The sequence below is a fragment of the Phnomibacter sp. genome (assembly GCF_036803085.1).
Classification (GTDB): domain Bacteria; phylum Bacteroidota; class Bacteroidia; order Chitinophagales; family Chitinophagaceae; genus Phnomibacter.
In genome coordinates this window covers 83,064-98,320 of sequence record NZ_DAIRUZ010000003.1, presented here as the reverse complement: position 1 = coordinate 98,320, position 15,257 = coordinate 83,064, and the positions used below count along the sequence as shown (strand labels likewise).

Genomic DNA, 15,257 nt, shown 5'->3' with positions numbered 1-15,257 from the left:
TTTGCCGGCTATCACGTTGGCAAGCATACCTTTGCGCCTCATTTTACTATTTATGAAGAATACGCCTTTTACAGAAAAGCACATAGCACTTGGTGCTAAAATGGCCGAGTTTGCCGGATACAATATGCCCATTAGTTACAGTGGCATCAACGATGAACATGCAACTGTACGCAGCAATGCCGGCGTGTTTGATGTAAGCCACATGGGTGAGTTTATTTTGAAAGGACCCGATGCGCTGGACCTCATTCAGCGGGTAACCAGCAACGACGCCAGCAAACTGACAGCCGGTAAAGCACAGTACAGCTGCCTGCCCAACCACGAAGGTGGTGTTGTAGACGACCTCATTGTGTATTGCCTCGAAGAAAACAAAGCCTATATGCTGGTGGTAAATGCCAGCAATATTGAGAAAGACTGGAACTGGATAAGCAGTTTTAATACCAAGGGTGTAGAAATGCACAACATCAGCGATAAAACTGCTTTGCTGGCCATCCAGGGTCCTAATGCTTGCAAGATGTTGCAGCCACTCACCGAAATCGATATTTGCAACCTAACGTACTACACATTTGCGAAGGGTGTGTTTGCAGGTGTAGATAATGTGCTCATTAGTGCTACCGGTTATACAGGTAGCGGAGGTATCGAAATTTATTTTGAAGATAGCAATGGCAATGCCGAAAAAATCTGGAATGCCATTTTTGAGCTTGGTACACCACAAGGCTTGAAGCCGATTGGCTTGGGTGCCCGTGATACATTGCGTTTGGAAATGGGCTATTGCCTGTACGGCAATGATATTGACGATACCACCAGCCCGCTGGAAGCTGGCCTTGGTTGGATTACAAAATTCACCAAATCATTTACCAATAGCGAAGCCCTGCAGTTGCAAAAGCAAAATGGGGTAAGCCGCAAACTGGTGGGTTTTGAAATGGTAGACAAAGGCATTCCCCGCCACGGTTATGATATTAAAAATGCCGCCGGCGAAGTGATAGGTGTGGTAACCAGTGGTACACAGGCGCCTAGCCTTGGCAAAGCAGTGGGCATGGGTTATGTAGCCAACGGACTCAACAGCATCGACAGCGAAATTTTTGTAGATGTTCGTGGCCGGCTGCTCAAAGCCAAAGTTGTGAAAATGCCTTTTGCATAATTAAAGTTTACAGCTACCAATAGCCGACAGCCTCCTGCTATGGGAGGCTGTCGGTATTTTCAGAATTTTCGAAGAGGCGTATTTCTACGCAGTTGAAATCATGGTTTTAGGGGATTGAAGAACGCTGGGTGAAGGCTCATCTTGTGGCACCATTTAAAAACTTTCAAAACATTCCCCAACCATGAAAAAGATTGTAGCAGGCGCCGCATTGCTGGCGGCCATCACCATGCCCCAACTGAGTTTTGCCAAAATCTGGCGATTGAACAACAACGCCGGCGTTACTGCCGATTTTACCAACATCAACGCTGCCGTTACCAATGCCAGTGTAGTGTCGGGCGATACCATACACCTCGAAGCGAGTGCAACAGATTATGGTAGTGCTACCCTTACCAAACGATTGGTGATAATTGGGCTTGGCTATTTTCTTGATGCCGGCAATACTTCATTTCCTGCCAATACTGGTTTGCAGGCAAGTTCTTTGTCAGGCATGCTATCCTCGCTTACATTGGGTACAGGCTCTAACGGAAGTAAATTCATCGGCGTTTTATTCAATAGTTCTGTCAGTATATCCGCCAACCCAAACCCGCTCAATTTTGCGTTTGAAAAGTGCCTGATGAATTCTGGTGTTTTCTTTCCTTCCACACCTGTTAGTGCAGTAACGATCAGGAAATGCTTTTTCAATAATGCCCGTATTGAAGCCAATACTGCCAATACGTTGTCAGATTTCGTTTGTGAAAACAATATTTTCTATAGCACATTTGCTTACCTGAGTTTGCCAGGATTGACAGGAAGTAATAATATTTTTCGCAACAATAGTTTTAGTGGCGTAGGTGCGGCCAGCACTATCAGCAATTGCTATGTAGCCAACAATATTTTTGGCACCAGCCCCAACATTGCATTTACCAATTGCACTATTAAAAACAATTTGTTTCAGGCGAACCAAACCTTGCCGCCCACTGCTACCAACAACCAGATTAATGTGAACATGACCAATGTTTATGTGGGTGGAACTACGGGTAGCATCGACTCTCGTATGGCATTGAAGTCGGGCTCTCCAGCCATTGCCGCCGGCCTTACAGTAGGTGCAGTAACCACACCAGACTGCGGTGCTTTTGGCGCTACCGATCCTTACAAATTATCAGGTATTCCCAATATCCCCAGCATTTATGCATTAACAGTTCCCATTTCTATTCCTGCAGGCAGCAATTCGATGAACGTTACGTTCAGCACCCGTAGCAACAACTAGGGAGTTACAAGTTTTGAATAGTAAACATGGTGAGCAGGTTTGAACTGCTTTCTTGCACACACGTGCACACCATTGTTGTAGCGTAGCATCAATTGATGCGCTACAACAACCTACAGCGCTTTGTCTTCAAACCTTTGCAGGGCAAGGCCCAACATTGATATACCTGAAAACTACCACACATGAAAAAATGTGTACTCCTCCTGATGATGCTGAGCTGTATATGGCGGGCTTATGCACAAGACCCCGCTTATCCTGCAGCACCTGCAGCACGGCCGCTCATCAGTGCCGCAGAATATTTTATTGATGCAGACCCTGGTGTAGGCAATGCAACAGCCATCACAGTATCAGCAGCTACCGATGTAGCAAATCTTGTATTTGCTGCCAATACCAATGGCCTGAGCAATGGTGTACATCGTTTGTTTGTACGTACCCAAGCCGCCGACGGCCACTGGGGCGTAACACAACAAAGTGATTTCTTGTACGATTTTAATCCGGCGTATCCTGGTGCTGCACCAGCGTTACTCAACATTACTGCGGCGGAGTATTACATAGATACCGATCCGGGTTTTGGAAATGGTACTGCCATTACGATTACACCCGGCACCAATCTGTCAAACGTTGCTACATTGGTAAATACAACCGGCCTGAGCAATGGTATACATCGGGTGTACATACGAGTTAAAAACAGCACTGGCCATTGGAGCCTCACCCATGTGGGTGAGTTTTTGGTGGATGCAGACCCAGCATACACTTCGGCACCGGTAATAGTGCCTGTAAATGGTGCAGAATATTTTATCGATACCGACCCCGGCCTTGGTAATGGCACCGCCATTACACTTACTGCTGGCAATGATGTAAGCAATATCATTGCAGGTATCAACACTACTGGTTTGAGTAGTGGTGTACATCGGGTGTTTATTCGTAGTAAAAACACCAGCGGCTATTGGAGCATTGTACAGATAGGCGAATTTGTGGTAGACAGCGATCCCGTTTATCCGGCTGCACCTGCTGCGGTGTCCAATATTGTTGCCGCCGAGTATTTCATCAATACCGACCCCGGTGCAGGAAATGCAACGGCTATTCCTGTAATCGCAGCAACGGATATCAATAGCTTGCTTGCCAGCATCAATACATCAATGTTGATTCCCGGCACATACGAGTTTTTCCTGCGAACAAAAAATGCTGAAGGTGTATGGAGCATTGCCAACCGTTCTCGCTTTATAGTGGAAATCGTTTCCGATCCTTTGTACCCTGATGCACCAGCAGCTGTGCAAAATATTAGTGCCGCTGAATATTTCATCAATACCGACCCCGGCTTTGGCAATGGTACACTCATAAGCGTAAGTGCTGCTACCCAATTGGCAGATATCAATGTGCCAATAAATACCAACGGACTATTGCCGGGTACTTATGAACTGGTGATTCGTACTAAAAGTACGGATGGCAAATGGAGCGTTAGTAACGTACGTGAATTTGTGGTAGACATTGCCAATGATCCGGCATACCCATCTGCACCTGCAGCTTCGGCCAATATCACTGCTGCCGAATACTATATTGATACAGATCCTGGTAATGGCAATGCAATACCTGTAACCATTGCCACAGCTGCTACCGTGCCCAATGTAAACGTAATGGTAAATACCAGCGGTTTGTCATTAGGTATACACCTATTTGCTTTGCGTACCCGTGATGCGGCTGGCATTTGGAGCATCCGCAACATACAATCATTTGTAGTGGGCACATTAACAGTGCAGCCCGATACTGTTCGTTTTGGCGATGTGCCGGTTACTACAACCGTCTCACAAAACATCAGCATTACCAACAATAGCGCCACTACGCAAACCATCAACAGCATTACTGTTGGCGGCGCATTTGCCAACACAGCTGTAGCACCGATGACCATCAACAGCGGCCAAACCATTACCATTCCGGTGAACTTTACGCCAGTGGCTGTATTACCATATCAAAACAGAGTAACACTGGAAACAACCGCCGGACAGTATGTGGTTGAATTGAAGGGTACAGGTTTGGGTGTCATCAATGCATGGACGATAGAACCTTCTACCGGCCGCAACTATGGCACAATAGAAGTAAACACTAACAGTACATACAATTTTACGCTGCGCAATACCGGCAATGTAGCCATCACTTTACAATCAGTGAGCAGTAGTGATGCGGCATTCACGCCTACATTCACTGCTGGTACCAGTATTGCAGCGGGTGCTACCATTAGTGTGCCTGTAAGATTTACGCCCACAGCTGTAGGAACATTCAGCAGTATTCTCAAAATAAAAGCAGCCACGGGTGGCCCCGATTCTGTCACCACAACGCTTACAGGTACGGGATACATTGCAGCAACACCACCTGTATTGCGTTTTGTTCAGGCTGCACCTTATCTCGGCACCACAGGTGTCAATCCGCCAGCGGGCCAAACGGGCACTTACACCTACAAAGTGGTGTACAGTTCTGCAGACAACAATGCGCCTGCTGCCAATCAACCACAAATAGGCATCGATCTGAACGGCGACCAGGATTTTAATGATGCAGGCGAAGGTATTTTTAGCATGACGAAAGAGGGAAGCAGCAACGATTATGTAACGGGCGTAGTGTATAGCTATACCGCCAACTACAATAGCTATAGCAATACCATGGGCTATCGCTTTTTTGCCAAAGATGCCTTGGGCAATCAGGCTACTACGGTCAACAGCAACTACATTGCTGGTCCTGTGGTAACGTTCCAGTTGCTTGATTTGAAATTGTTTGCCAATGACATCAGCTTTAGCAAAGCCAATCCAGCGCCGGGCGAATCGTTTGTGGTAACAGCGAAGATTACCAACAACAGCGCCTTTACCAGCAGCAATGTGCCTGTGTATTTCTACAGAGATACCATTGTGTTGGACAGCACTATCATTCCAACAGTCAGCCCGTATAGCATCAGCACGGTTACCAAAACCATGTCATTTGCGGTTGATGGTTTCTACCCCATCAAAGTATGGGCCGATCCAAACCATGTATTGAATGAAACCAATGTGCTGAACAACTATGCCATACGTCCGGTGATTGTGGGCAAACCTATTTTGCCCGGAGGTATTACCGTTACTTCAACGGCGCAATTGCAGACCTGCCCGTTGCGGTTAATCATTAGTGGCAACGCTGTGTATTTCGGAACTAGTATCGCCACCAATGTAGCCGGTGCAGAAGTAACCATCAACACAGGTACCGGGCTGTATACCACTACTACCGATGCCAATGGCAACTATCGTTTGGTGATAGAAAACCCTGCTTGTGGAGGCACTTTGCAATACACCGTGAGTGTAACAGACTTTACATTTACGAGCAGCTTGTTTACAGGAGCTATCGCTATTGCCTGCCCTGCACCCAATGCCTGTGTGCCGCCGCCATCTTCGGGTGGTGTGCAAGCCAGCTTTGTAGCAACCGGCAATCCTTGCGCCAATACCGTAGGCAATACCGTGCAGGCAAATGTGACCGTCACCTATCGGTCGAGAGATTTGTCGAACTTCTGGAACAGCCAGGACCGCATTTTCAAAGACACCATTAAAGTGTTCCTCGATGGTGTGTTGATTGATACTTATTTCAGTTATGAAGATCCCATTTTTGGTGCCGCAGCCGGGCCTGGAGATGTGAAGACCATTCCGGTAAATGTGCCCTTGTCTTCAGCAGGCACACATGTGGTAACTGTGGTGCACAATTACGTGTACAATGAGTTCTTCCAAATTGAATCGCCATTCTATCGGGGTGAGATGAAGCCAATCAGCAACACCACAACTACCAGTGTTTTTGTGGCACCTAACCTGCCCGATTTAACCATTGGCAATTTCCGTCAAACCAGTTACAGAACCTTTACGTTCGACGATATCAACAACAACTGTGCAGATGCGGGTTCGCATGTGGTACGGGTATTGGATGTAACCGGTGCACCGCAGCTGTTACAGGAAATTACCGTGGCTTCTTTGCTCAAACGCAGCAGCAGAAATATTGTGTACAGTGGTCCTGTTTTGTCTGTAGGTACTCACGTTATCCGCATTGTAACAGATGTGTTGAATACAGTAACAGAGGAACTTGAAACGAATAACGTGTTTGAAGTGACGATCGTTGTTCCGGCTACCGATATCAGTGTTACTAAAGTAGAACCAGCTGCTACTGCATTGAATGCAGGAACACAGGTTCGCTTCAAAGCCACTTTGAAAAATACGGGTATTGCTAGTGCCGCATTTGCAGTTCGCTTTACTGCAGGCGGTGTAGCTATTGGCAATGATATTGCTGTAGCGGGTATAGGTGAAAATGCCGAAATCGTGGTGACATCCGATTTGTTTACCGTGACCACAGCGGATAAAGATTGTCCCATAGATATCAACGTGATTGCTGATATCAATAATGCCATTACAGAAAGCACCAAAGCCAACAACAGCAAGCTGGTGAAGCTGGGTAGTGATATCAATCCTACGCAAAAACCAAGTGAGTTTGGCAGCGCCGGCAATCCCAGTAGGGTAAGGGTGAATCAAAGCAAAACCTTCAATGCGTACATACGCAATGTGGGCAACAGGGACATCAGCAATGTGCCGGTTATGTTTGTATACAACAATGTGAAGATTGGTGAAGCCATTATCCCAAGCATTAAAGCGGGAGAATTCTTCCCGGCCGTGGCTACGTTTACCTACAGCTTCAACACGGTTGGCAATGCCATTGTAAGGGTGGTAACAGATTCTGCCAATCTCATTTGCGAAGTAGACGAAGCCAACAACAGCAGTAACTTCCATGTATTGGTGACAGATGTAAAAGAAGACCTTGAAGTATTGTCGCAATACATTTCACCAACAGCATTGAACCCCAATCCGGGTCAGCAGATTTCGCTGGTGGGTACGGTGAAGAATGTGGGCAATCGTACATCAGCGGCTTCTGTGTTGCGTTTCTACGTCGACAATATTCAGTTGGGCAATGACATTCCTTTCAATGCATTGCTGCCCGGTCAGGATACGACTGTTGCCGCTTCTGCGCAATATTCATCACTGATTGCTGGTGTAAAAATCATGAAGATAGTAGCCGACCCACTGAATGTGGTGAATGAAGAAAACGAAACCAACAACGAAGCTACCCGTGCCATGATTGTAGGCGACGCACCAGATATGGCGGTGATGGGCTTGCGGCCGTTGCGCTTCAATCCATCGGGCTTCAAAGCTGGCGATAGTGTGCTGGTAAGCCTGACCGTACAGAACAAAGGCGCTCAGCCCGGCAGTGCCTGGGTACGCTATACCATACTCGATGCCGGCGATGCTGTTGTGGCCATTGACAGTGTATTTTTCTCATTGAACAACGGCGCCAATATGCAGGTGAGCAAGAAGCTGTTGTTTGAAGAAACGAATGGCACTGTGATAGCAGAAATTGTCAACTGCAGCCCTGTTGAATTTGATGTATTGAACAACACTGCGTCGTTGCCTTTCAGCACCATTGGTAGTGCCAGCAGCAACCTCACAGTGAATGGCAATCTGGACATGCGGATGGCATTGCCCGACGATGTGCCCGGTTGGATTGGTGGCAAATTGTTGCTCGGTGATTTTGACCTCACTGTGAATGGTGATATTCTGAATGCAGATACTGCTCACTTCATTGTAACCAATGGCACCGGTCGTTTGCGAATCAACAACAACAAAGCCAGCAATGTATTCCCTGTGGGTACCAGCATTGGCAGCAGCAACTTTGTAAAAATCAGCAACGCTGGTGTGCAAGATAATTTCAATGTACGTGTGTTGCCCTATGTGCTGCGCAATGGCACCAGTGGCGATACCATCGTCAACGGCAGTGTAAACCGCACCTGGCTGATAGAAGAGCAAGTGCCCGGTGGCAGCAATGCAACCATCGAGATGTTCTGGTTTGTGCCGCATGAACTGAGTGGTTTCGATCGCAGCCAAAGCCGTACGGCACACTACACGGCTGGTAACTGGCAGCTGGGCAATGCAGGCATTGCCGGCACCGATTCTGTGGTAGGTCGTTACAGCAGGTCACAAGCAGGTTACAGTAGCTTCAGTCCGTTTACGGTGAGTAATGGTTTTGGTGGCGGCTTGCCTGTTACCTGGTTGTCGTTCAAAGCCAACTTGCTCAATGGCGAAAGTCATTTGCAATGGACAACGGCCAGTGAAACCAACAACAGTCATTTTGTAGTAGAACACAGCCGCAATGGTCAGGTATTTACAGCCTTGCAACAGCTGCCGGCAGCAGGCAATAGTACTGTACCACGTACATACAGTTATGTTCACCAGCAACCAACAGAAGGAGCTAATTACTATCGTATTAAACAAGTAGACAGAGACGGCTCATTTACTTACTCAGCAGTGCAAATGTTGCAGGTACAGCCGGCTGCATTGGTGGCCAGCATTGCGCCCAACCCTGTGGCAGGTATGCTTACGCTTCGCTTGTCGAAAGCGTATAGTAAGCCGCTGCAATACACTGTGGTCAGCAGCACGGGAGCTGTGCTCATGCAAGGCAATGTACCAGCCGGAGCCAATCAGTTCTCATTGCAGGTAGCCCATTTGCCGCAAGGCATGTACAGGCTGGTATTGCTGGCGCCGGAAGAAAGAAAAACACTCAGCTTCTTGAAGCAATAAAACAGTAATTGTCAGCAAGGGTAGACTTCGGTTTACCCTTGCTGTTTTTCAACCCTTTTTACTACCAGTACCCAATCGCCTTCGAGGGGTAGGTAGCCATACTCGTAGCAAAAGCAATACACATTGCCTTTTTTGTTGCTGTACTGGTGGGTGAAATATTGAAAATTGAAACCCGCATCCACCAGCTTTTGCCTCGGGCATTTGCCCAGCTCTTCGCCGGCAGGTATCAGGCGTTCGAGTATGCGGCGATTGCTGCGCAGCACGGCATTTATTTTTTTAATCACGGCCGTGTCTTCTGCCTTTAGTTGGTTGTTGTATTGGGTGCGGCAGTAGTCGTCGCAAAATTTTTTGTCGATGCGGCCCTTGATGGGCTTGCCGCAGCTAAGGCATTGTTTAGGTGTGGGTTGCATACCCCAAAGTAGTAAAAATTATCCGTGTACACACGGGTATACACGGATACATACGGAAGTAAACGGATAATAGCCGACTCGGGTTTGGCGGCGGTTACAGTTTTGCATTGTCAACGCTGCAACAACAGCAGTAGCAAAACAAAAACATTCATCACACAAAAACTGAACCGTTATGAACGCAATGAAGAACAGAGTACAACTGATTGGCCACTTGGGAAAAGATCCGGAAGTAAAAGCCATCGACAATGGCAACAAAATGGCCCGTTTTACCATCGCCACCAATGAAACCTACCAAAACAACAAGGGCGAAAAAGTAACCGATACCCAATGGCACAATGTAGTAGCATGGGGCAAAACGGCCGAGCTGGTAGAAAAGCTGTTGCAAAAAGGCCATGAAGTAGCGCTGGAAGGCAAACTGGAAAACAGAAGCTATACCGATAAAGACGGGCAGAAGCGCTACATCACCGAAGTAGTAACCAGCGAATTTTTGCTGCTCACCAAAAAAACGGCCTGATACCACCCTGCCGTCAACTTTTACCACCTATACCCTTAGGCCGCTGCAGCGCCGTTCCGTATTGGAGCGGCGTTTTGCCGTTGTTGGTCGCCAGACCAACAATGCTTTATAACCTCTACTTGCCAAAATAATATCCAATCATCACGCCCATGTTCCGATTGAAATATTCATCCCTTGGCTGGCGTATTACCTGTCCGTTTTGCTGCTGAATAGTCGTTTCGGCACCATTGCCCAAATTATTCAATCCATGCGTGTAATAGAGCTTGGCAAAAAATCCTTTGGGCAGGGTGATGGCCAATTGCAGCTGTGCTCCCCAGTCAATCCCTTTCAGCTGGGTATTGTTGTACATCCCAAATTCAAGATTTTCTTTGATGGTAAAAGACTGGCCCAGCAACACATTGGTTTCTTTATAGTAACCCGATAATGCTGTAGCCAATGCCGGCCCGGCACCTATACTCAACGTATATTTTTTCAACGGTACATTGTATGCAACCACAATGGGCAGTTCGAGGTAATTAATTTTTTGCTCACCATCGGTTTTGTAGGTTTCGCCTATGTCATTTTTCGCTTCCTTGTATTGGTAGCCCTTCACTACATAGTTGAGGCCGGGATGCAGCGAAAAGCGTTTGCCCAATCCTATGCGGGTATCTACCCCAGCCGAAAAACCAACCAGTGCTTTGTTGGAAACTGTGGCCATGTTTTGCTGCACACTGGCACTATGGGCACCTGCTTGTATGCCGATGCGCAACTGGGCATGGGCGGCAATAAAGAACAACAGCAAGAAGATGGACAGATAGCTTTTTTTCATGCGATTTGATATTGGGGGCGCAATATAGCTGCCCGCCGCATTCAGAAACATGAGGCCGCACAGCAGCTGCCAAAATTTGCCGTCTTACCAACTTTGAAATGGCACAGCTTTTTGTTGGTCAGGCGACCAACAAGGGCGAAGACAAATCATGCTGCACAGAGCAATCACCGCGGCATCGGCCCTCAACCAATATCTTTGCGTCCTATGAGTGAAGCAAAACCTACGTTGTATACCTGCCTCTCACCATCGTTGTTGCATTTGTACGATGTGAAGGATTCGATAGTGGTAGTCATTGATGTGTTCAGGGCTACCAGCACCATTGCGGCCGCCTTGCACAATGGCGCTACCAAAATTATTCCGGTAGATAGTGTGCCCGGTGCCATTGAGTTGGGCGAAGAGCTGGGCGCCATTACCGCCGGCGAAAGGGATGGCAAAATTGCCCCCGGCCTGCAGTATGGCAATTCGCCGCTGGAGTATCCGCAGAATTTTATCGGCGGCAAAACCCTGGTGCTCACCACCACCAACGGCACCCGCCTGCTGCACATGGCGCTGAAAAACGGTGCCACCGAAGTCATCACTGGCGCCTTTGCCAACCTGAGTGCCGTATGCGATCATTTGGTAGCCAGTGGTAAAAACGTCATCCTCGGTTGCGCTGCATGGAAAGACCGTGTCAACATGGAAGACAGCCTGTTTGCCGGAGCCGTGGTTAGCCGGGTACGCCAGCATTTTCAGGTGTTTTGCGATGCCAGCCTGGCGGCAGAAACACTGTACACTACCGTAAAAGACGACCTCTGGAATTATACCAAACAAACCACGCACTACCATCGCTTGGCATCGTATGGGTTGGAAAAAGACATGGAGTGGTGTATCACCCACGACATTGCCAATGTGCTGCCTGTGTATGAGGATGGCGCCTTGATTGCCAAAGCATAACGCAATCCTATTTGTGATTCGCTCTATTTCCATATCCGATTATTTTCAGCAGTATAGCCACGGCTTGCTGCTGGATGTGCGTAGCCCCGGCGAATACGAGCATGCACACATACCGGGTGCCCAGTCGCTGCCTTTGTTTACCAACGACGAACGCAAAGTGGTGGGCACGGCCTACAAGCAGGAGAGCCGCGAAAAAGCCATCAAAATAGGGTTGAAATATTTTGGCCCGAAGATGGTGAAGATGGTGGAGGAAGTGGAGCGGTTGAAGGCGGAGGTTAAGGATAAGGTTGAGGGAGAACCGTCGGTGAATGATTTTCCGATAGTGGTGCATTGCTGGCGGGGCGGTATGCGTAGTGCGGGTGTGGCCTGGTTGCTCGATTTGTATGGCTTTGAGGTGTACACGATTAAAGGCGGTTACAAATCGTTCCGGCACTGGTGCCTGCAGCAGTTGGATGCATCGCATACCATGCGCATCATTGGTGGCTACACCGGCAGTGGCAAAACCGAACTCTTGCATGCCCTGGCCAGTAGGGGAGAATACATTATTGACCTGGAAGGACTGGCCAGCCACAAGGGTTCAGCCTTTGGCAACATCAACATGCCGCCGCAGCCTTCGCAGGAAATGTTTGAAAACAAACTGGCCATGGCGCTGGCTGCTGCCAAGGGTCGTACCATTTGGATGGAAGATGAAAGCCAACGCATCGGCGATGTCAACATGCCCTTTGGTTTTTTCAAAAAAATGCGGTCTGCCCCTTTGTATTTCTTCGACATTCCTTTTGATGAACGCCTCGATTACATTGTAAAAGATTATGGCAAAGGCGATATAGAAAAACTGGTGAATGCCATCATTCGCATCCAAAAAAGATTGGGTGGGCTGGAGGCGAAAAACGCCATTCAATGCCTGCTGGAGCAAGACATCCGCGGTTGCTTTGCTATTTTGCTGCGCTACTACGACAAGTGGTACCTCAAAGGCCTCGATCAACACCGCATAGATGTGGGCGACAGGTTGACAAACCTTACACTGCCAACCACCAATGCTATGGCCAATGCCACGGCATTGCTGCAGGTGTTGTAGTCATTAGAACCACTTTTCCATAGATAAAGCTTGTAACGTCCTTCTTTATGCATAAAGAAAACCGGAAGTTTTTTTGAATCAACTAATTGTGTTATCAACTATTCTTGTACCACAAAACTTACTATGGAAAGCAATTGCTCAAATTGTGGAGCTATCATCACACAAAATTTCTGCGCCAACTGCGGCCAAAAAAAATTCAAACGTATTGACAAGAAATATCTTTTTGATGAGTTGCAGTATACAGTGCTACACACCAACAAAGGGTTTTTATATTCGGTAAAAAGACTGATTCAAAATCCGGGTAAAACGGCCCGCACTTTTGTGGATGGCAACAGGGTGAATCATTACAAGCCCATATTACTGGTGTTTGTTTTGAGTGGTATTTCTGCCTTTATTTCCTTCAAGCTTATTGGGTTCAACCACATTATGGAGAGCTATTACGAACAGCAAAAATTGGCTTCTCCAATGATGAAAGACTTCAACACTATCTGGAGTACTTATAACTCCCTCATTATGCTCCTGTTGATACCGCTGTTTTCAGTGTTTACTTTTTTGTTTTTTCGAAAATGGGGGCATAACTTCTACGAGCATGTGGTTATGAATGCCTACATTCTTGCTTTTTACACTATTTGCTCTATTGTATTGGTGTATCCGATTTTATACCTGGTAAAAGATAACACCGCCACTTTTTTTACTATCACATCATATAGCATACTTTTTGTGCCGGCTGCTATGAGCTGGTTCTACAAAGGTTTTTATCCTGAGAAAAAGTGGTTGCCAATCATTGGCCGGGTACTGTTGGTCAATATCTCCCTTTTTCTGGTATATCTCATTTTTGTGATTGTAGTTGGCATTGTTATAGCCATAAAACTTGGGCCGGAAGGAATGAAATACCTTACTCCGCAGTAGCGAATCTAGAAAGTGAGACCTGAGGTGAGAACTGCCTTACAAGCAAATAGCCGACAACTGTCGGCTATTTGCTTGTATTAATATCTTGAACGTAAGGCGCTTATTCTTCAGCCGCTTTTTTCTTACGGGTTGTTTTTTTTGCTGGTGCCGGCGCTTCCGCAACTTCAGCAGCCGGCTCAGCTACCGGTTCTTCAGCAGCTTCAGGCGCTTCGGCTACACTCAGTTTCAGCTCTACATTGGCGGCTTTCAATACGCCAAACCACTTCACCATTTTCTTCATGTCGCTGCCGTATACCCGCTCAAAGTCCATGTCGGGAAATACTTTTTCGAAGTAGCTACGCAGTGCTTTGCTGTCTTTGGTGTCGGGCAGGCTGGTGCCGGCTTTGTCCATGGCCTGAAATATTTCTACGAGGTTCACATTGTCCTGCACGGTATAAATTTCAATGCTTTCGAGGTGCGAAAACTGGTGAACACGGCTGCTCACAAAACGGGTGCTGCCGTCTTCCAGGCTTTTTACAATGGCGCCATCGTTTTTAGAAGAAACCAGTTCAAACAAACCGCCGAGGCCGGTTACCGAAATAATTCTGTTATAATCCATGTGTCGATTTTTTGAAAGAATGGGGCGCAATGTAATACAAGATGGCTACATAAGCTACCCCCTGCTGCTGGCCGGTCACATATTAACTTACCGCTGCTTACGCTACCGCACCTATTACACATTACATTTGCACACATTTTTAAGGCAACCAATTCCTTTGCATGGAGCATCTTGAAGCGCAAATAGACAAGCAACGGCTTCCTCGCCACATTGCCATCATTATGGATGGCAACGGCCGCTGGGCGCAGGAGCAGGGGCAAGACCGGCTCTTTGGGCACTTTCACGGCGTAGAAAGTGTACGCAACATTGTGGAAGGTTGTGCCGAGCTGGGCGTGGAATACCTTACCCTCTATGCCTTCAGCACCGAAAACTGGGACCGCCCCGAATACGAGGTGAACGGCCTGATGGAATTGCTGGTAGACACCATTCGCCGCGAAACCGAAACACTGAACAAAAACAATATTAAACTCCACGTAATAGGCGACCGCCGCATGCTGAGCGAAGCCGTAAACAAGGAGCTGGATGAAAGCCTGGAAATAACGGGGCAAAATACCGGTCTCAACCTCATTATGGCCCTGAGCTATAGTGGCCGCTGGGAGCTGGTAAATGCCGTACGCAACATAGCTGCCGACGTAGAAGCCGGCCGCCTGAAAGCCGCCGAAGTAGACCAGGCTACCCTGCAGCAATACCTCTGGACCAGCGAGTACCCCGACCCGGAACTGATGATCAGAACCTCGGGCGAATACAGGATCAGCAACTTTTTGCTGTTTCAGCTGGCCTACGCAGAGCTGTACTTTACCAACACACGCTGGCCCGATTTCAGAAAAAAGCACCTGTACGAAGCCATTCTCGATTTCCAAAACCGGGAACGCCGCTTTGGCAAAACCAGTGCTCAAATAACCAACGACCCGCTGTAGCCCTTGTACCGCAATCGTTTTGCTGAAACCGACACATACTTTTGATACGTCCCTTTTAACATTGACTTACCATCAAAGCCAGTAATTTG

The 15,257-nt window shown here is 47.6% G+C and carries 11 protein-coding genes; 8 read left to right on the top strand and 3 right to left on the bottom strand.

Annotation, left to right across the window (positions count from 1 at the left end; genetic code table 11):
- Positions 1 to 52 precede the first annotated feature (52 nt).
- From gcvT to V7Q13_RS07460, 3 genes are all read left to right on the top strand, one after another.
- On the top strand, positions 53 to 1,138 hold the full coding sequence (gcvT, locus tag V7Q13_RS07470) for a glycine cleavage system aminomethyltransferase GcvT (RefSeq protein WP_333800057.1): 1,086 nt from the start codon (positions 53 to 55) through the stop codon (positions 1,136 to 1,138).
- Positions 1,139 to 1,319: 181 nt separating this feature from the next.
- Complete coding sequence (locus tag V7Q13_RS07465) at positions 1,320 to 2,384, top strand: hypothetical protein (RefSeq protein ID WP_333800056.1); 1,065 nt, start codon at positions 1,320 to 1,322, stop codon at positions 2,382 to 2,384.
- A gap of 179 nt (positions 2,385 to 2,563) precedes the next feature.
- Positions 2,564 to 9,004: a CARDB domain-containing protein gene (locus V7Q13_RS07460; protein ID WP_333800055.1), complete on the top strand. Its 6,441-nt coding sequence runs from the start codon at positions 2,564 to 2,566 to the stop codon at positions 9,002 to 9,004.
- A gap of 32 nt (positions 9,005 to 9,036) precedes the next feature.
- On the opposite strand, the gene V7Q13_RS07455 is transcribed toward V7Q13_RS07460, so the two are convergent.
- Entirely contained in the window at positions 9,037 to 9,414 is a 378-nt protein-coding gene (locus V7Q13_RS07455; protein WP_333800054.1) for a DUF2116 family Zn-ribbon domain-containing protein, read from the bottom strand.
- A 172-nt stretch (positions 9,415 to 9,586) separates the two neighbouring features.
- On the opposite strand from V7Q13_RS07455, the gene V7Q13_RS07450 reads away from it, so the two are divergent.
- On the top strand, positions 9,587 to 9,928 hold the full coding sequence (locus V7Q13_RS07450; protein WP_333800053.1) for a single-stranded DNA-binding protein: 342 nt from the start codon (positions 9,587 to 9,589) through the stop codon (positions 9,926 to 9,928).
- 115 nt (positions 9,929 to 10,043) lie between these two features.
- On the opposite strand, the gene V7Q13_RS07445 is transcribed toward V7Q13_RS07450, so the two are convergent.
- Positions 10,044 to 10,736, bottom strand: coding sequence for a porin family protein (locus V7Q13_RS07445; RefSeq protein WP_333800052.1), 693 nt, complete (start codon positions 10,734 to 10,736; stop codon positions 10,044 to 10,046).
- A 204-nt stretch (positions 10,737 to 10,940) separates the two neighbouring features.
- Here V7Q13_RS07445 and V7Q13_RS07440 point away from each other — a divergent pair, with 204 nt between their 5' ends.
- From V7Q13_RS07440 to V7Q13_RS07430, 3 genes are all read left to right on the top strand, one after another.
- A complete protein-coding gene (locus V7Q13_RS07440) occupies positions 10,941 to 11,669 on the top strand; it encodes a 2-phosphosulfolactate phosphatase (RefSeq protein ID WP_333800051.1) in 729 nt (242 codons plus the stop codon).
- 13 nt (positions 11,670 to 11,682) lie between these two features.
- A complete protein-coding gene (gene mnmH / locus V7Q13_RS07435; protein WP_333800050.1) occupies positions 11,683 to 12,744 on the top strand; it encodes a tRNA 2-selenouridine(34) synthase MnmH in 1,062 nt (353 codons plus the stop codon).
- Between the two features lie 123 nt (positions 12,745 to 12,867).
- The gene (locus V7Q13_RS07430; protein ID WP_333800049.1) at positions 12,868 to 13,653 is read left to right on the top strand and encodes a DUF3667 domain-containing protein; all 786 of its coding nucleotides are present in this window, start codon (positions 12,868 to 12,870) and stop codon (positions 13,651 to 13,653) included.
- Between the two features lie 100 nt (positions 13,654 to 13,753).
- On the opposite strand, the gene V7Q13_RS07425 is transcribed toward V7Q13_RS07430, so the two are convergent.
- Positions 13,754 to 14,251: a DUF5606 family protein gene (locus V7Q13_RS07425; protein ID WP_333800048.1), complete on the bottom strand. Its 498-nt coding sequence runs from the start codon at positions 14,249 to 14,251 to the stop codon at positions 13,754 to 13,756.
- A gap of 161 nt (positions 14,252 to 14,412) precedes the next feature.
- Here V7Q13_RS07425 and V7Q13_RS07420 point away from each other — a divergent pair, with 161 nt between their 5' ends.
- Positions 14,413 to 15,168: an isoprenyl transferase gene (locus V7Q13_RS07420; protein WP_157476275.1), complete on the top strand. Its 756-nt coding sequence runs from the start codon at positions 14,413 to 14,415 to the stop codon at positions 15,166 to 15,168.
- The last annotated feature ends 89 nt before the right edge of the window (positions 15,169 to 15,257 follow it).

Excerpts from the sequence above, each read along its gene's own strand:
- V7Q13_RS07440 (WP_333800051.1), top strand. The coding sequence starts at position 10,941 with ATGAGTGAAGCAAAACCTACGTTGTATACCTGCCTCTCACCATCGTTG.
- V7Q13_RS07450 (WP_333800053.1), top strand. The coding sequence starts at position 9,587 with ATGAACGCAATGAAGAACAGAGTACAACTGATTGGCCACTTGGGAAAA.
- gcvT (WP_333800057.1), top strand. The coding sequence starts at position 53 with ATGAAGAATACGCCTTTTACAGAAAAGCACATAGCACTTGGTGCTAAA.
- V7Q13_RS07455 (WP_333800054.1), bottom strand. The coding sequence starts at position 9,414 with ATGCAACCCACACCTAAACAATGCCTTAGCTGCGGCAAGCCCATCAAG.
- V7Q13_RS07425 (WP_333800048.1), bottom strand. The coding sequence starts at position 14,251 with ATGGATTATAACAGAATTATTTCGGTAACCGGCCTCGGCGGTTTGTTT.
- V7Q13_RS07460 (WP_333800055.1), top strand. The coding sequence starts at position 2,564 with ATGAAAAAATGTGTACTCCTCCTGATGATGCTGAGCTGTATATGGCGG.
- V7Q13_RS07430 (WP_333800049.1), top strand. The coding sequence starts at position 12,868 with ATGGAAAGCAATTGCTCAAATTGTGGAGCTATCATCACACAAAATTTC.
- V7Q13_RS07420 (WP_157476275.1), top strand. The coding sequence starts at position 14,413 with ATGGAGCATCTTGAAGCGCAAATAGACAAGCAACGGCTTCCTCGCCAC.
- V7Q13_RS07445 (WP_333800052.1), bottom strand. The coding sequence starts at position 10,736 with ATGAAAAAAAGCTATCTGTCCATCTTCTTGCTGTTGTTCTTTATTGCC.
- V7Q13_RS07465 (WP_333800056.1), top strand. The coding sequence starts at position 1,320 with ATGAAAAAGATTGTAGCAGGCGCCGCATTGCTGGCGGCCATCACCATG.